This window comes from Pseudomonas sp. PvP009 (assembly GCF_017832995.1).
Classification (GTDB): domain Bacteria; phylum Pseudomonadota; class Gammaproteobacteria; order Pseudomonadales; family Pseudomonadaceae; genus Aquipseudomonas; species Aquipseudomonas syringae.
The window spans coordinates 1,729,122-1,747,084 of record NZ_JAFIBG010000001.1; the positions used below are offsets into that span (position 1 = coordinate 1,729,122).

The 17,963-nt window shown below is 58.6% G+C and carries 12 protein-coding genes; all 12 read left to right on the forward strand.

The genetic code is table 11. The annotated features are described in order from the left end of the window. The 12 genes from JOE29_RS07680 to fliT all read left to right on the forward strand — a co-directional run bounded on the left by JOE29_RS07680 (nucleotide 1) and on the right by fliT (nucleotide 17,963). Nucleotides 1-1,110, forward strand: a complete 1,110-nt coding sequence (locus JOE29_RS07680; RefSeq protein ID WP_003347335.1) for a flagellar basal body P-ring protein FlgI — start codon at nucleotides 1-3, stop codon at nucleotides 1,108-1,110. 10 nt (nucleotides 1,111-1,120) lie between these two features. Then, nucleotides 1,121-2,374 carry a flagellar assembly peptidoglycan hydrolase FlgJ gene (gene flgJ / locus JOE29_RS07685; protein ID WP_003422153.1) on the forward strand — a complete coding sequence of 418 codons (1,254 nt, stop codon included), beginning with the start codon at nucleotides 1,121-1,123 and terminating at the stop codon, nucleotides 2,372-2,374. Nucleotides 2,375-2,384: 10 nt separating this feature from the next. Beyond that, complete coding sequence (flgK, locus tag JOE29_RS07690) at nucleotides 2,385-4,445, forward strand: flagellar hook-associated protein FlgK (RefSeq protein WP_003347339.1); 2,061 nt, start codon at nucleotides 2,385-2,387, stop codon at nucleotides 4,443-4,445. 13 nt (nucleotides 4,446-4,458) lie between these two features. Continuing rightward, nucleotides 4,459-6,051: a flagellar hook-associated protein 3 gene (locus JOE29_RS07695; protein WP_024648360.1), complete on the forward strand. Its 1,593-nt coding sequence runs from the start codon at nucleotides 4,459-4,461 to the stop codon at nucleotides 6,049-6,051. 89 nt (nucleotides 6,052-6,140) lie between these two features. Then, nucleotides 6,141-9,713: a glycosyltransferase gene (locus tag JOE29_RS07700; RefSeq protein WP_210079286.1), complete on the forward strand. Its 3,573-nt coding sequence runs from the start codon at nucleotides 6,141-6,143 to the stop codon at nucleotides 9,711-9,713. Nucleotides 9,714-9,827: 114 nt separating this feature from the next. Then, on the forward strand, nucleotides 9,828-12,719 hold the full coding sequence (locus tag JOE29_RS07705) for a TIGR00180 family glycosyltransferase (protein ID WP_210079288.1): 2,892 nt from the start codon (nucleotides 9,828-9,830) through the stop codon (nucleotides 12,717-12,719). A gap of 307 nt (nucleotides 12,720-13,026) precedes the next feature. Next, the gene (locus tag JOE29_RS07710) at nucleotides 13,027-13,953 is read left to right on the forward strand and encodes a ketoacyl-ACP synthase III (RefSeq protein WP_003316797.1); all 927 of its coding nucleotides are present in this window, start codon (nucleotides 13,027-13,029) and stop codon (nucleotides 13,951-13,953) included. Nucleotides 13,954-14,280: 327 nt separating this feature from the next. Beyond that, a complete protein-coding gene (locus JOE29_RS07715) occupies nucleotides 14,281-15,129 on the forward strand; it encodes a flagellin domain-containing protein (RefSeq protein WP_024682832.1) in 849 nt (282 codons plus the stop codon). A 72-nt stretch (nucleotides 15,130-15,201) separates the two neighbouring features. After that, nucleotides 15,202-15,594 carry a flagellar protein FlaG gene (locus tag JOE29_RS07720; protein WP_003316799.1) on the forward strand — a complete coding sequence of 131 codons (393 nt, stop codon included), beginning with the start codon at nucleotides 15,202-15,204 and terminating at the stop codon, nucleotides 15,592-15,594. Between the two features lie 83 nt (nucleotides 15,595-15,677). Then, on the forward strand, nucleotides 15,678-17,129 hold the full coding sequence (gene fliD / locus JOE29_RS07725; RefSeq protein ID WP_044313308.1) for a flagellar filament capping protein FliD: 1,452 nt from the start codon (nucleotides 15,678-15,680) through the stop codon (nucleotides 17,127-17,129). A 123-nt stretch (nucleotides 17,130-17,252) separates the two neighbouring features. Continuing rightward, nucleotides 17,253-17,642 carry a flagellar export chaperone FliS gene (gene fliS / locus JOE29_RS07730; protein ID WP_024960291.1) on the forward strand — a complete coding sequence of 130 codons (390 nt, stop codon included), beginning with the start codon at nucleotides 17,253-17,255 and terminating at the stop codon, nucleotides 17,640-17,642. Between the two features lie 24 nt (nucleotides 17,643-17,666). Further along, nucleotides 17,667-17,963, forward strand: coding sequence for a flagellar protein FliT (fliT, locus tag JOE29_RS07735; protein WP_003391333.1), 297 nt, complete (start codon nucleotides 17,667-17,669; stop codon nucleotides 17,961-17,963).

A 17,963-nucleotide genomic window follows, 5' to 3' on the forward strand; every position in this document is an offset into this window, starting at 1 on the left:
ATGATCAAGCTCAAGCAACTGATAGCGGCGACCTTGTTGTTGTCCACAGCGTTCGGCGTCCACGCCGAGCGTCTGAAGGACATCGCGAGCATCTCCGGCGTACGGGCCAACCAGTTGATCGGTTACGGTCTGGTCGTCGGTCTCAACGGTACAGGTGACCAGACCACCCAGACCCCGTTCACCCTGCAGACCTTCAACAACATGCTGTCGCAGTTCGGCATCAAGGTCCCGGCCGGCTCTGGCACCGTACAGTTGAAAAACGTTGCAGCAGTTGCGGTGTACGCAGATTTGCCAGCATTTGCCAAACCGGGCCAGACGGTCGATATCACCGTTTCTTCGATCGGTAACTCCAAGAGCCTCCGCGGTGGTGCGCTGTTGATGACACCGATGAAAGGTGTCGACGGCAACGTTTACGCCATCGCTCAGGGCAACCTGGTGGTCGGTGGTTTCGATGCGGAAGGTCGTGACGGCTCGAAAATCACTGTCAACGTTCCGTCGTCGGGGCGCATTCCTGGCGGAGCGTCGGTCGAGCGTTCGGTGCCGAGCGGTTTCAATCAGGGCAATACCCTGACCCTGAACCTGAATCGCTCCGACTTCACCACTGCCAAGCGGGTTGTCGACAAGATCAACGAATTGCTGGGCCCGGGCGTCGCTCAGGCGCTGGACGGTGGTTCGGTGCGTGTGACCGCACCGCTTGATCCGGGCCAGCGTGTCGACTACCTGTCGATTCTGGAAAACCTGGAAGTCGATCCGGGCCAGACCGCTGCCAAGGTCATCATCAATTCGCGGACCGGCACCATCGTCATCGGCCAGAACGTCAAGGTTTCGCCTGCTGCCGTGACCCACGGCAGCCTGACCGTGACCATCACCGAAGACCCGATCGTCAGCCAACCGGGCGCATTGTCCGGTGGTCAGACTGCGGTCGTGCCACGCTCGCGGGTCAATGCCCAGCAGGAGTTGCACCCGATGTTCAAGTTCGGTCCAGGCACGACGCTGGATGAGATCGTTCGCGCGGTCAATCAGGTGGGCGCTGCGCCCGGTGACCTGATGGCCATTCTCGAAGCCCTTAAGCAGGCCGGCGCGTTGCAAGCCGACCTGATCGTGATCTGAGGATTCGAGCATGGATATGCCCAAGAGCGGAATTTCGTCGGCGGTCGATTCGGGTGCCTATACCGACGTCAACCGTCTGGCGTCGCTGAAGCATGGCGACAAGGACAGTGTGGAAAACCAGAAGAAAGTGGCCCGCGAGTTCGAGTCGCTGTTCGTCAGCCAGATGCTCAAGGCCATGCGCTCGGCCAACGAAGTGCTGGCCAAGGACAATCCGATGAACACCCCGGCCACGCGGCAGTATCAGGATATGTATGACCAGCAACTGGCGGTCACGCTGTCCACCCGTGGCAACGGTATCGGCTTGCAGGACGTGCTGATGCGCCAATTGTCGAAAGACAAGGGGATAAACCACGCCGCGCCGATCAATACGACCGACGCCGCCAAGGCTGCAACGGCCGCTACCGACGCTGCGCCGGCCAAGACCGGCCTGGCGACCAGTGTCTACCAGCGTCCGTTGTGGGCCACACGCTCGGTGGCTGCCGATCAGGCGGCGGCTGCGGCATCGGCGTCCGGAGAAGGGCGCAATGACATGGCAATGCTCAACTCGCGCCGTCTGTCCTTGCCCGCCAAGCTCACCGATCGTCTGCTGGCTGGCATCGTGCCTTCCGCTACAGCGGCGGTCAGCAACAGCCCGGTACCTGCTCGCGCGACAGCTGGCAGCACAGGCAACAACGGCGACTGGACTCTTGATCCGAACCTGGCACCCGCGCCTGAGTACGTGCGCTCCATGGCCCAGCCACCGCTGGCACCGGCCAAGCGTGCGTTCAGCAACGCCGATCAGTTCGTCGAAACCATGCTGCCACTGGCCAAGGAAGCCGCAGCACGAATCGGCGTCGACCCGGTCATGCTGGTGGCGCAGGCGGCACTGGAAACCGGTTGGGGCAAATCGATCATGCGTCAGCAGGACGGCAGCAGCAGCCACAACCTGTTCGGCATCAAGGCGGCGGGCAGCTGGAAGGGTGCCGAAGCACGCGCGATCACCAGCGAGTTCCGCGACGGCAAGATGGTCAAGGAAACGGCGGACTTCCGTTCCTACGATTCCTACGCCGACAGCTTCCACGACCTGGTCAGTCTGTTGCAGAACAACAGCCGGTATAAAGAAGTGGTCAATTCGGCCGATAAACCGGAACAGTTTGTAAAAGAATTGCAGAAGGCCGGCTACGCCACTGACCCGGACTATGCCAGCAAGATTTCGCAGATTGCGAAGCAGATGAAGAGTTACCAGACTTACGCCGCTGCAGCGGGCTCTTCCACGACTTTATAAGGTTTGACTCATGTCGCTGATTTCAATTGGGCTCTCAGGTATCAATGCCAGCAGTGCCGCGATCAACACCATCGGTAACAACACGGCCAACGTGGATACCGCTGGTTACTCGCGTCAGCAGGTGCTGACCACGGCGTCGGCGCAGATCGCTCTTGGTCAGGGTGTAGGCTACATCGGTACCGGCACTACGCTGTCCGACGTACGTCGCATCTACAACGGCTATCTGGACACCCAATTGCAATCGAGCACCGCCCTCAGCGCGGATGCAGTGGCTTATTCCGGTCAGGCCAGCAAGACCGATACATTGCTGTCCGACAGTGCGACGGGGATCTCCGTGCAACTGGCGGACTTCTTCACCAAGATGCAGGGCATCGCCACCAGCGCCACGCAGTCGGCCGAACGCTCGTCGTTCCTGACCCAGGCTGGCGCGTTGAGTGCACGCTTCAACTCGGTGTCGTCGCAGCTGTCCACGCAGAACGACAACGTCAACACGCAGCTCGACACGTTCACCAAGCAGGTCAACGAACTGACCACCACCCTGGCGAGCCTGAACAAGCAGATTACACAAGCGTCGGCGGGCAATGCCACGCCAAATACCTTGCTCGATTCGCGCAGCGAGGCGGTTCGTAAGCTCAACGAGCTGGTCGGTGTGAAGGTTGTCGAGAACAACGGCAACTTCGACATCTATACCGGCACCGGACAATCACTGGTCAGTGGCGGCACGTCCTACAAGATGTCGGCCAGCCCGAGCCCGTCCGATCCGTTGCAGTACAACGTGCAGGTTGCCTACGGCCAGACCCAGACGGATGTGACCTCGGTGCTCACGGGTGGCTCGATCGGTGGTCTGTTGCGTTATCGCAACGAAGTGCTGGTGCCCGCGACCAATGAATTGGGGCGTACCGCGATGGTGCTGTCCGATCAGGTCAACAGCCAGATGAATCAGGGTATCGACAGCAAGGGTAACTTTGGTTCGAACCTGTACTCCAGCATCAACAGTGCGGATGCCATTACCCAGCGCAGCATCGGCAAAACCACCAACAGTGTCGGCTCCGGCAACCTCAACGTGACGATCGGCGACACCAGCAAGCTGACCGCCAACGATTATGAAGTGACGTTCAGCGACTCATCGAATTTCAGCGTGCGCCGCCTGCCCAATGGCGAGAGCGTGGGGGCCGGTTCGCTGGCTGACAATCCGCCCAAGCAGTTCGAAGGCTTCAGTGTGAGCCTCAACGGCAATACGCTGGCGGCGGGTGACAGTTTCAAGGTCATCCCGACACGTACTGGCGCGGCGGGGATTTCGGTGGCGCTGACCGATGCCAAGGACATTGCAGCTGCGGCGCCCCTGACGGCAACGGCGGGTAGCAGCAACTCCGGCACCGGTGGCTTCACTCAGCCGGTGCTGAACACCAAGTCCGATATCTACGACAGCACCCAGACCGCTGACCTGCGTAATGCGCTCAAATCCTCCACCCCGATGAAACTGGTGATGGGTGCTGCGAACAGCAGCGGCGTGCAGAGCTACACCCTGATCAATGCGAGTGGCGGTGCGGTGCTTGACCAGAATGGCAACGCCGTCGGCGGTTCGATCATTCAGGGCCAGGCCAACACGGTCAAGTTGAACGTTGGCTACACTGACACTACGACGACGCCGAGCAGCAAAACCGCTTTTGAACTGCAAATGACTATCTCCGGCTCGCCGGTTGCCAATGACACGTTCAGCATCGGCATGACCGGTGGTGGCTCGTCCGATAACCGCAATGCGTTGGCGGTGGCAGGTCTGCAGACCGCCAAGACTGTCGGCGTCATCAACGGTGGTGTGGGCACCAGCCTGTCCGGTGCGTATGCAAGTACGGTATCTGTGGTAGGTACGTTGGCCAGCCAGAGCAAGAACGATGTGACCGCCACTGCGGCCGTGGTCAGCCAGGCCAAGTCGTCGCGTGATTCGGTCTCGGGTGTATCGCTCGACGAAGAAGCGTCCAACCTGATCAAGTACCAGCAGTACTACACCGCCTCTTCGCAGATCATCAAGGCGGCACAAACCATTTTCAGCACGCTGATCAACAGTCTTTAAGGAATCGTGAGCCATGCGTATCTCGACTACCCAGTTCTTCGAATCCACGAACACCAATTATCAGCGTAACTATTCGAACCTGAACAAGACCAGCGAAGAGGTCTCCAGCGGCATCAAGCTCAATACCGCGGGCGATGATCCGGTGGGTGCCGCGCGCGTACTGCAACTGGCCCAGCAGAACTCCATGCTGACCCAGTACGAAACCAATATCGGCACGATCAATACCAACGTTGTGACCACCGAAACGACCCTGACCAGCATCATCGACACGATGCAGGCTGCGCGTGAGCAGATCGTCTCGGCGGGCAGTGGCGCGTTTACCGACTCCGACCGTCTCGCCAAGGCTTCGGCGCTCAAGCAGTACCAGAGCCAGATTCTGGGCTTGATGAATAGCCAGGACCCGAATGGTCAGTACATATTTTCAGGTTCCAAGGCGTCGACGCCACCGTACGCGCAGAACGCTGACGGCTCTTACAGCTACAAGGGCGACCAGACCAGCGTCAATCTGGCGGTAGGCGACGGCCTGGTAATGGCCAGCAACACCACGGGTTTCGAGGCTTTCGAGCAGTCGGTCAACACTACCCGTACGTCTGCCACACTGCTTTCTCCTGCAACCGATGACGGCAAGATCGGCCTCAGCGGTGGCCTGGTGACGTCCACTCCGACCTATAACGCCAGCTACCAGGGCGGCGAACCTTACACGCTGACCTTTCTCAGTGGCACGCAGTTCAAGATCACTGATGCCAGTGGCACTGACGTGAGTTCCGATACGTCGTCGGGTGGCAAGTTTTCCCACGGCTCGTTCGATGCCCAGACGTTCACCTTCCGCGGCGTGGAAATGACCCTCAACGTCAACCTGCCTGCCGCTGACCGGGTCTCGGACGCCACCGCAGATGCGGCGCTGACCAATCGCAGCTACCAATTGGCGTCGACACCGGACAGTGTTTCCACAGCGCGCAGCGCCGGCAATACCTCGACGGCGACAGTCAGCAGCTCTGCCGTGGGCAATACCGCTGCGGACCGTACCGCGTTCAACAATACCTTCCCCACAGAAGGCGCAATCCTCAAGTTCACCAGCCCGACCGATTACGACCTGTATGCTGCGCCATTGACCAGTAACAGCAAGCCAGTGTCCAGCGGCACCATGACCGGTTCGACGGCCAATGCCTCCGGCGTGAACTTCAATATCAGCGGCACACCGGCTGCAGGCGACCAATTCATCGTCGAATCCGGCACACACCAGACCGAGAACATCCTGAATACGCTGACCGCGGCGATTAAAGCCCTGTCGACGCCCACCGATGGCAACCTGGTGGCCTCGCAGAATATGACGGCGGCGCTGAACACTGCGCTGGGCAACATGAGCAGTTCCATCGAACAAGCCTCTACGGCACGTTCCAGTGGCGGTGCGCGTCAGCTGGCGGCAACCGCCCAAGGCACGACCAACGATCTGCTCAAAGGCAACAACACCACTGAGCAAGGCACTTATGTAAATGCCGACATCGTCGAGGCGACCACCCGCCTGACATTGCAGAAAACCATGCTGGACGCTTCTCAGCAGGTGTTTACCATGCTATCCAAGTTGAACCTGTTCAGTCAGCTTTGAGTTCTGACGTTGAGCATCCGCCGTCTTTTTTCAGCGGTGAGGGGGGCCACTCGACTGAAGGGTCCCCAGCCGCTCGCGAGTCAGTCATAGTGAATTCAGTCCCTCTCGTCAGTATTGTCATTCCCGCCCTCAATCCGCGCTTCTTCCGCGCAGCGCTGCAAAGTGCGCTGGACCAGGTCTACGACAATCTCGAAGTCATCGTCTGTGATGATTGCCGTACCGACGAGATCAAGGCGATTTTCGACGAACTGGTGGCTCCCGACAGTGATCGGGCCCGTTACCTGCGCAATCCTCAGCGCCTGGGGTTTCAGGGCAATCTGCTCAATTGTCTGGAGCAGGCGAGTGGCGAGTACATCAAATTTCTCTGTGATGACGACCGCCTCTATAACTACTGCGTTGCTTATCAGGCGCAAACCCTCGATACCTACAAGGACGTTCAACTCGTCGTCAGCAAGCGCCATCTGGTGGACGTCGATGATTATGTATTGCCGGCCCGCATGGAAAACGTCGGCCTCGTGCCCTACGACGCAGTGTTCAAGGGCGAGGACATGCTGGCGATTTTCGAGCGCACGCCGCGTAACTATCTGGGCGGCTTCAGTGGCGCGCTGATGCGTCGCGCCGATGTACAGGAATACCTGCCGTCCATTGCGCTGCCGCAGGGTTTCGTCGCGCTGCTGGATTTCACGCTGTTCATCTGCCTGCTGCGACGCGGCAATCTCGTTGTGCTGCACAGTATCCAGAGCACCGAACGCTTGCACCCGGGGCGCTTCAGCAGTCAGGGCGATATGCACCAGAAAGCCACCACCGAATGGGGCTGGCTGAACGAAATGCTCCAGGCGCGTAGCGGCGAAGACGCACCGGCCCAGGGCTGGGTGCGTTTTCTGCCTCTGCGTCGCGCGCAAGAAGAGCCGCGCGAGTGGGATGAGGTCGGTCTTTACGGGGTGATGGCTGGTCGTCAGGGCATCATGATGAGCCGCGTCGGCAGCAGCAGTGACAGCTACGCAGAGCTTTACGCCGAGTGGCTGTCCTGCCGCCGGTTTTCCGAGCCGCAAAAAAAGTTGCTGGAACAGCGCATTGTCAGTTGGGCTTGGCAGCCACGTATCGTGCCGGTGATCATCGACCCGGATGGCGATGCCGAGGCCCTCGATATCACCTTGCGCAGTCTGGCCGAACAGGACTATGCCGCAGACTCGGTGGTGGTGCTGACCAACGCCAGCGTCGACGATCCGCAGGTGCTGCGTTTTTCTCTGCAGCCGGACTGGGCTCGGCAACTGAACGAAGTATTGCCACTGCTGGACAGTGCCGACTGGGTTTACCTGTTGCGCGCCGGTGACCGGCTGACGCAGCCAGCGTTGCTGATTCTGGCCGAGCGTATCGCCCAGATCCCCGGGCTGCTGTGTGTCTACAGCGACGAAGGCGCGCTGGTCGAGGACGAGTCCAGAGAGCCGATATTCAAACCCGGCTTCAACCTGGACCTGCTGCGTGCCTACCCTTATGTCGGGCGCACGCTGGCGTTCGAACGTCGAAATCTGCTCGACATGGGCGGTTTCGATCCGGCCTTCGATGAACTCGCCCCGCACGATGTGATCTGGCGTCTGGTCGAGGGGGCAGGGCCGCAGAGCATCGAGCACATTGCCGAAGTGCAGGTCGAGTCGCGTCTGGCATTCGCTGACTGGCTGTCACTGCCCGGTGTCATTGAGCACAGCGAGCCTTTGGTTGCAGCCCACCTGTCACGGATTGGCAGAGAACACGTGATTCATCACGATCAGTTGCCGTTGCTCAATCGCATCGAGTACGTTCACCCGTCGTTGCCGCTGGTCTCGATCATCATCACCGCCAAGGATCAACTGGGCGCCCTGGAGCGCTGCATAGACAGCCTGCTCAGCAACACCACCTACCCGAATTACGAAGTCCTGATCGTCGACAACGCCAGCGAAAGCGCTGAAGCCCGGGCATGGTTCACGGCGATGAGTGAGCTGGGCAGCGACAAGCTGCGGATTTTTTCCCTGTCCGCGGCTGGCAGCGAGGCAATTGCCCAGAATCACGCCGCCGGACAGGCGCGTGGCGATTATCTGCTGATGCTCAGCGCCTATGCCCTGATTCATCAGGCGGACTGGCTGCAGGGGCTTGTTCACCATGCTCAGCGCCCTGAAGTCGGGATCGTCGGCCCACGCATCCTCAATCCGCAAGGCAATATTCTGTATGCAGGCATGGTCATGGGCATGGATGGCCTGGCTGGTCGGCCGTTCGTCAATTTCCCCGCAGGGGCCAGCGGCTACATGCAGCGTCTGCAATTGACCCAGAACTGGAGCGCGGTCAGCGGCAATTGCCTGATGGTGCGCAAAGAGGTGTTCGATGCCGTCGACGCACTGGAGGCGACGACCTTCACCCAGGGGCTGCAGGACCTGGACCTGTGCATGCGCGTCGGGCGCGAGGGCTACCTGATCGTCGGTACTCCGGATTCATCGCTGGTACTGGCTGAGCCTGCCGCCGCTGAACGTAACGAGACGTCTCGTCAGGTACTCGACAACGAGCAGAAATCGTTCTTCCAGAAGTGGCTGCCGAAAATGGCCAGGGATCAGGCCTACAACCCCAATCTGTACCTCAACGAGGCGCTGTCGTTCGCTCTGGACCCCGGTCTGCTGGCAGGCTGGAGCCCGTTCTGTACCCGCCATCTGCCGTCCATTTTCGGTATGGCGGTCAACTCTTCGGCGGTGGGTCACTACCGGGTCAGCCAGCCACTGCTGGAGTTGATGGCGGCCGGGCGGGTGGTTGGCCGGATGACTTACGAGACCGCAACGCCGGTCGAAATAGAGCGTGAGTCGCCCGATGTCATCGTTTTCCAGGGCCGTTACACAGAAGCCAAGGTTCCGGACATCGAACTGGCGAAGAACTATTCCAGCGCCATGCGTATTTTCGAACTCGATGACTATATCGCCGATGTCCCCGAGCGCAACGAGCACAAGCGCAACATGCCGGACAACATCGGTGCCATGCTGCGCAAAGGCATAGGCCTGTGTGACCGTGTGGTGGTGTCGACTCATCCGCTGGCCGAGGTGCTGTCGAGCATGCACAGCGACATTCGTGTCGTGCCGAATATGCTGGCGACCCACTTGTGGAGCAACCTGAGAACCCAGCGGCGCAGCTCCGACAAGCCGCGTATCGGCTGGGGCGGCGGCACCAGCCACCGGGGGGACCTGGAGCTGATTGTCGATGTGGTGCGCGAACTGGCAGATGAAGTCGAGTGGGTGTTCTTCGGCATGTGCCCGGACCTGCTCAAACCCTATATCCATGAGTTCCATCCTGGGGTCAGCCTGAAAACCTACCCGGCCAAGCTCGCCAGCCTGAACCTTGATCTGGCCTTGGCGCCGCTGGAATTCCATATTTTCAATGACTGCAAAAGCAACCTCAGGTTGCTTGAGTACGGCGCCTGCGGCTACCCGGTGATCTGCTCCGACACCGAGGCGTATCGCGGCCATCTGCCAGCGACCCGGGTGTACACCAACAGCTCCGAAGAGTGGTTGCAGGCGATCCGCATGCACTTGTCCGACCCCAATGCCAGTTACCGCATGGGCGACGAGTTGCGCGAGACAGTACTGCGTGACTTCATGTTGCGCGGCGAAAACCTGCAATATTGGGCCAACGGCTGGTTGCCGGACTGATCCGATCCGTTTGAACACGCACCAGCGGGTTGTCTGCTGGTGCGGCCACGCTACGCTCTTGCTTCAACGCCCGCTGCGGTTGAAGGCGCAATCGATTCGTTATAAGGAAAGATCATGCAAAGCCATTCGGGAAATGAACACACCGCTTTGAATCAGCGCCTGACCCTGCTGTTGATGGCCAAGGACCAGCCAGACTTCCTGCGCCGCGCCTTGAAGTATTACAGCCAGTTTCCGTGCACCCTCATAGTGGTCGATGCGTCAGCCCAGCCTGATGCGGAGATTGCCGGTACAGCAGGCCTGCATTACCTGCACAGCGACGCGCTGGCCAGTGCCAGCCTTGGCGTCAGGGTCGCCGAGGGGCTCAGGCAGGTGACCACCCCCTTCGTGGTTCAGGCTCCGGTCGACAGTTTTTTGCTGCCTGATGCACTGAGCGCAGCGCTGAGCTTTCTTGAGGCCAACCCGACCTACGGCGCCTGTCAAGGCTACAGCCTGAGCTATCAGGCGCAGGTCGGTCAGGTGGACTATTTCCGTCGCGATCGCAAAACCTGCGAAGACTATGCCTCGGATGACGCGGGTGAGCGGGTTCTGAGTTTCATGAGCGAAAGCCTGTCGCTGCTCAGCGCTGTGACGCGCACGGAGCTGGCGCAGCAGTGGTTTACCTCGGTTACCGATGACACCGAGCCGCACTGGCAGGAAATCGGCCACATGAACTATCTGGTTGCGGCGGCTCGCCTGCGCATCCTGCCAGTCCCTCATGCGCTGCACTTCACCTCGGGCAAGCAGGCCGAGCTGCGCCATGGCGCGGCCATTGCCGCCGCCGTCAGGCACACTGATCCCAAAGCCAGGACAGCCCGCGATGCGTTCGCCAAAAAACTGGTCGCGCTGCTCGGTGAAGGCGCGCAGGGCGAACAGAAGATTCAGGCCGGTCTTGCCGCCATGGGCGAATGCCTCAAGACTCAGGGCTTCCAGGGCGATGAGAAAATCATCAGCGCGGTGTGGAATGTCGGCCTTGAGCAATCGGACGCGCTCTTCGAGCCTCGCCAGTTCGTCGAAATGCCGTTTTACAACCAGGCACTGTTCGATGAACTGGCCAGAATCGAATTCCTCATCCATCTGATGCCGGCGGGCCGTCTGCAGCTGGAAGGGGTGGAAGCGGCGCTGCTCAAGCAGGCCGAGTTGTTGCGCGAGCAGAGCAACCCGGACGCCGAGGCGCGCATCAGCCGCTTGTGGTACGCCTACGAAACCTACGCTTTCAACCTCGGCGTCGTGAAGAGCCTGATCGCGGAATTGATCAGCGGCAAAGGCAAGGACAGCGAAAAGCAGATCGAACAGGTTTCGGCGTGGAGCCAGCGTCTGCAGGCGGCATCCGCTTTCGACAATGGTCGGCTGCTCGATAGCATGGCTTCCGGTCAACTGCTCAACTGGCTCGATTCGCGCGATCCGGCGCCTGAGGCCCTCAAGCAGATCAGCGACAAGCTCGCCAGCAAACCGGCCGGGTCGCAGATCGGTATCCTGTTGCTGGACCTTGAGGCTGACGTATTCAAGCTGCAGTCCACGTTCGACAGCCTGATCAACAGTCATTACAAGGCCTTCAGGGTGGTGGTGTTCACCACCGGGGAATTGCCAGCCGTGACCACGCTGCACAATACCCTGCACTTTGTGAAAGTCACCGAAAGCAATTACGTCGACAAGATTAATCAGGTCGTCAAACAGTCGCCCAGCGACTGGCTGATGCTCGCGCAGGCCGGCGAAGAGTTCACCCGCAGCGGTCTGCTGCTGGCCAGCGCCGAGCTGATCGATGCGGCGCAGTGCCGGGCTGTTGCAGTGGATGAGGTTCAGCGTCAAGCCAATGGCACGCTGGCCCCGGTGTTTCGCCCTGGTTTCAACCTTGATCTGCTGCAAAGCCTGCCGTCATTGATGGCTCGTCACTGGCTGGTGCGTCGCGAGTTGCTGGTCGAGGCGGGTGGTTACTCGCGCGAGTTTCCCGAGGCGCTGGAATTCGATCTGTTGCTGCGCTTGATCGAGCAGGGCGGCATGAGTGGCCTGGCCCATCTGAGCGAACCGCTGCTGATCTGTGATGCGCCCGAGTTGAAAGACAACTCGGACGAACAAAAAGCGCTCAAGCGCCACCTTGGCAAGCGCGGTTATCAGGCAGAAATCAGCTCGGCGCAGCCTGGTACTTACAAGATCGATTATCGCCACGCCCATCGGCCGGTGGTTTCGATCCTGCTGCACAGCCAGGACAACCTGCCCCAATTGCAGCGTTGCCTGCAAAGCATTCTGCAACGCACCCGCTATCAGCGTTATGAAGTGCTGATCGGTGACAACGCCAGCACCTCTGCCGAACTGTCGACCTGGCTTGCCCGGCAGGAGCAGGTGTCGGGTCGTGTTCGAGTGTTCCGTGCCGAACAGCGCATGAGCCCTGCAGCCCTGCGCAATCTGATCAGCCAGGAAGCCGGTGGCGAATACCTGATCCTGCTGGATGCCGAAAGTCAGATCGTCAATGTCGGCTGGATCGAATCACTGCTCAACCAGGCGCAGCGCCCGGAAGTGGGCGTGGTAGGCGCCAAGCTGGTGGATGGCGAAGGCGCAGTGACTCAGGCCGGTCTGGTGCTGGGACTCAATGGCGGCGTGGGTTCGGGGTTCGTCGGCGAGCCCAAGACCGCGACCGGCTACATGCAGCGGCTGGTGGTCGAGCAGAACTACTCTGCCGTGTCATCGGCCTGCCTGATGATTGCCAAGGAGCTGTACAACGCCGTGGGCGGCCTGGATGAAGAGGCATTCGCCGAAGCGCTGGGCGATGTCGACCTGTGCCTCAAGGCTGCGCAAGCCGGCTACCTGACCGTATGGACGCCGCATGTGCAGGTGGTGCATTCCGGTGTGCTGCATGCCCCGCAGCAGGCGCGCGAAGCATTGATGGACAAGTGGTCATCGCAGTTCGCGCAGGATGAAGCCTACAACGTCAATCTGGATCTCCACGGCAAAGGCTTCACTCTGGCTGTTTGAGTCGTTCACCCCCGTAAAACCGGCTGCTTCGCGGCCGGTTCTTCACTTTGAAGGCTTCCTCGCAGAGAGCAGTCGGCAAGGTTCAAGTGCATGTTCCCTCGACGCAAATTATCCTAAAGCATGCAGACGGGAGTGACCTGCGGGTCATAAAGTGCATCTCCACTGTATTGTTTTACAGGGAGCGACATGCGCCTGACTTGCTTTAACCTGCCAAGCGCCCTGAAAATGTCTGTAAATCACCCCTATTCGGTAGCGCCCCGATTTCGTCGGGACGGAAAATGACCTGTTTACTCATCGGGAAGCCATGATGATTGGCATTAAAAGCATAGCGAGTTACGTGCCTGTTGCAGGTGTTGATAACTACGCTCAAGGCGCCAAATTCGGCAAGGATGAAGAATTCATCCTTGGGAAGATCGGCTCCACCTTCCTGCCGCGCAAAGACGCCGGCCAGGAAACCTCGGATCTGTGCGTTGAGGCAGCCAACACGCTGTTTGCCAATAACCCGCAGCTCAAGCGCGAAAGCATCGATGTGCTGATCGTCGTCACCCAGAATGGCGACGAGGAAGGGCTGCCGCATACTGCAGCCATCGTTCAGGACAAATTGGGGCTGTCGACCAATGTCGCTGCATTCGACATATCGCTGGGCTGTTCCGGCTATGTGTACGGCATTTACGCAATCAAGGGCTTCATGGAAGCGGCAGGCTTGAAAAATGGCCTGTTGATCACTGCCGACCCGTATTCGAAAATTGTCGACCCGGAAGATCGCAATACCACCATGCTGTTCGGAGATGCTGCGACGGCCACCTGGATGGGCGAGGGTGCCGAATGGCAGCTGGGCAAGGCGAAGTTCGGTACCGATGGTTCCGGTGCGCCACATCTGAAGGTCAGCAACGGCATTTTCTTCATGAACGGTCGTCAGGTGTTCAACTTCGCACTGTTGAAAGTCCCGGCGCATCTGCATGAGCTATTGGCCGAGTCGGATCTGACCCCTGACGATATCGATGCCTTCTGTATTCATCAGGGCAGTGCCGCGATCGTCGATGCGGTCGCGCGGCGCTTCGAAGACAAGCCCGAGAAGTTTCTCAAGGACATGGTCGAAACCGGCAACACCGTGTCCTCCAGTATTCCGTTGCTGATCGAAAAGCATGTGCTTGGCTCTTCGTGGAAGCGGGTCGCCTTGAGTGGCTTTGGTGTGGGACTTTCCTGGGGCTCTGCAATTATCTATAAAGACTGAGTTCGACTCGTCTTACAAAGAACGCCTGCGGATAACTCCCCGGGCGTTTTTAAATTAAACTGTGATCCCCGTCACATTTTGAACTTCGCTACGCAACACGCTTGCCTCACCCTGTTTCTCACTGTCATCAATTCCTCTCTTTTTCGTCGTGTGATTTTGCCCCAAACCCTTGTTTTATAAGGGGTGTCACGGTGATGGCAAAATATTAAAAAAAAACACTCAAGCAACCTGCCATCGCGACGATAACTATTACGAAGGTTCTCTAGGCACACCCGGCGCTTGCAGGGGCCGGAAGCCACGTAGTACCAAACCAACGAGGAATTCATCATGGCTTTAACAGTAAACACCAACGTAGCATCGTTGAACGTCCAGAAGAACCTGGGTCGCGCTTCCGACGCCCTTTCGACCTCGATGACTCGTCTGTCTTCCGGTCTGAAAATCAACAGCGCCAAAGACGACGCTGCTGGCCTGAACATCGCCACCAAGATCAACTCGCAGATCAAAGGTCAGACCATGGCGATCAAAAACGCCAACGACGGTATGTCCATTGCTCAGACCGCTGAAGGCGCGCTGCAAGAGTCGACCAACATTCTGCAACGTATGCGTGAACTGGCTGTTCAGTCGCGAAACGACAGCAACAGTGACACTGACCGCGTTGCGCTGAACAAAGAATTCACCCAGATGAGTTCCGAGCTGACTCGTATCTCCGCGAGCACCAACTTGAACGGCAAAGCGCTGCTCAACGGTTCTGCCAGCACCATGACTTTCCAGGTTGGCTCCAACTCCGGCTCTTCGAACCAGATCACTCTGACTCTGAGCGCCAGCTTTGACGCAAACACCCTGGGTGTCGGTTCGGCAATCACCATCGTCGGTTCCGACAGTGCTGCTGCAGAGACTAACTTCTCCGCCGCAATCGCAGCTATCGACTCGGCTCTGCAGACCATCAACAACACGCGTTCTGATCTCGGTGCTGCACAAAACCGTCTGACCAGCACCATCTCCAACCTGCAGAACATCAACGAAAACGCCAGTGCTGCACTGGGTCGTATCCAGGATACCGACTTCGCTGCTGAAACTGCACAGCTGACCAAGCAACAGACCCTGCAACAGGCTTCCACCTCTGTTCTGGCTCAGGCTAACCAGCTGCCATCCGCAGTACTGAAACTGCTTCAGTAATAGCGGCGTGAGTTTTAGCGGGGGAGTACTTAACAGTGCTCTCTCGCTTTTTTACTTTCTGAGGTAATGGTCATGGATATGAGTGTGAAGTTGAACGTGACTTATCCGGCCGTTCTACCGGTGAGTCAGGCCCCTGTGCCGGATGCGTCGGTTGACAAGCCTGCTGATAAGGCGCCCGTCGAGCGCGTTGCCGCAACGGCCGAAAGTAAAGGCTCCGGTCTGCACAAGGATGATTCCAAGGACGATGCCAAAGTCAAGGCAGCCGCTGAGGACATCCAGAAGTTCTTTCACGAGGTAAAGCGCAATCTCGAGTTTTCGATTGACGAAGATTCTGGCAAAGTCATTGTCAAGGTCATTGCCAGCGACTCGGGTGAAGTGGTAAGACAGATTCCTAATGCAGAAATCCTGAAGCTGGCCGATAGCCTGAGTGATGCGAACAGTTTGTTGTTTCGCGCCAAGGCTTGAACACCGGTACGGTATTTGTTGCAGGTTGCCCGGTGCTTTGAAAGCGCAGGAAAGCCGGCGGCATTCTTGAAGGGAGAAGTAACATGGCAAGTCCAATTTCAGCTTCAACAGGCTTGGGTTCGGGCCTGGCGATCGGCAATATCGTGACGGTTCTTGTCGACGCCGAGAAGACGCCCAAGCAAAACCAGATCGACAAGCAAAGTGCCTCAACGACTGCATCGCTGTCGGGTGTCAGTCAGTTGACGTCTGCACTGGCTGCGTTCCAGAAAACACTGGACACCCTTGCCAGTTCCACCACGCCTGCCTTTCAGGGCTTTGCTGCTACGTCTTCCAATGAAGCGGTGGTCAAGGCCACAGCGGGCAACACGGCAGTCAACGGCACCTACGCGATCAACATTAGCCAGCTGGCAACGCCTTCGAAGGTGGCTACCGCCGCGCTGAGCTCGACGCAGGCGAGTGCTATTCCGAGTGGTACTCTGAAAATCACTCAAAATGGCACTGATTACAACGTGGCGATCGACAAGACCTCGACGCTGCAGGAAGTGCGCGACAAGGTCAACTCGACGCTGCAGGGTAAAGGCATCACTGCCAACATTATCAACGACAACAACGGTTCCAGGCTGGTGTTCAGTTCGACGACCACCGGCAAGGGCAGTGACATCTCGGTGACGGGGTCTTCCGGCCAGGAAGCACTTAACATTGATGGCACCAAGTTGATGAGTGCCTCGGGTACTGGCGCCGGTGCGATTACCGATGTCGCCAAGGACGCCGCATTCACGGTCGATGGCTTGAGTCTGACCAGCAAGACCAATACCGTGAGCACGGCGATTTCCGGTCTGACGTTCGAACTGGTCGCGCCCAGCGCTTCTGCTGATCCTTCGGCATCGACCAAGGTCACGGTAGCCACTAATACCGATGGTCTGAAAACGTCATTGCAGTCGTTCGTCGACTCCTACAACACACTGGTTTCACTGGTGTCGTCGTTGACCAAGGGTACTGTCGACAGTCAGGGTAAATACACGGCCGCCGCGTTGACCGGCGATTCCACGCCGCGTGCGCTGCTGGCAACGATACGTGACCAGATTGCCACGGCTACGTCGAATGCCGGCTTGAGTTCCCTGTCGCAATTGGGGATCAAGACTCAGCAGGCTGACGGTAAGTTGTCGTTGAATGCGGCCGACCTGACCACAGCGCTGAGCGACAAGAAGCTGGGCAGCCAGATACAGGCGATGTTCACCGGTACGACCGCTGCTGACGGCACGAGCTCGGGTGGCTTGATCGCACGCATGAACAAAGCGCTTGAGCCTTACACGAAGGCTGACGGCGTTCTTGCTGGCAAGGCCACGATCCTCAATAAAGTGCAGACGAGACTGGCCAACGATCAAGAGGCGCTTAATCGTCGTATTACGACGTTGACGGCAACCCTCACCAAGAAATACAACGCAATGGACCTGATCGTCGGGCAGCTAAAAGCGACTGCTTCAAGCATTACGTCGATTTTTGACGCGATGAACGCCCAGAAAAACGCCTCGTAAATAACGAGTGCAGAAGTGCCAAGAACCCGACCCTGTGTCGGGTTCTTGCTTTTAGGCTAAAGTTTCCGGGCACTGCGTCGATAGCTTGAGTATCAGTATTCTGGATTTGTTACGAGGCCCATTATGAATCCGATGTTAGCGTTGCGGCAGTATCAGAAAATCGGCGCCCAGGCTCAGACCTCGGAAGCAAGCCCTCATCGTCTGGTCCAGATGTTGATGGAGGGGGGGCTTGACCGCATCGCTCAGGCCAAGGGCGCTATGGCGCGCAAGGATATCGCCAGCAAGGGCGTGCTCATCGGCAAGGCCATCGACATCGTGGGCGGCCTGCGTGAGGGACTGGATCTGGAAAGCTCGCCCGGCGGTGCGCTGGCCAGGCAGGACAGCCTCTATCACTACATGATGACGCGTCTGGCGGAAGCCAACGCCCGTAATGATCAGAAGATACTCGATGAAGTCGCCGGCCTGTTGATCACCGTCAAGGAAGGCTGGGACGCTATCGGCACCCTGCAATAATCTGCTGGCCTGAGGAGAACAATAATGAGTGCTGCGCTCAAGCGTATCGAAGAAACCCGCGAAGCCTTGGTAGGCGCGCTGGCAGATCGTGACTGGGAGGCTATCGTCAAGCTGGACCTGGCATGTCGCGAGTGCGTCGACGCGGTGGTCGGCGAAGCGCCCGACGACGAACCTGCACTGCGCAGCAACCTTGAGGAGTTATTGGGTGTCTACAGGCAACTGATTGATGTTGCAACCGGCGAGCGTCAAGCGGTTGTCGAAGAAATGACTCAAATCCAGAATGCGAAGAGCGCGACGAAGGTATACCATCTGTTTGGTTAA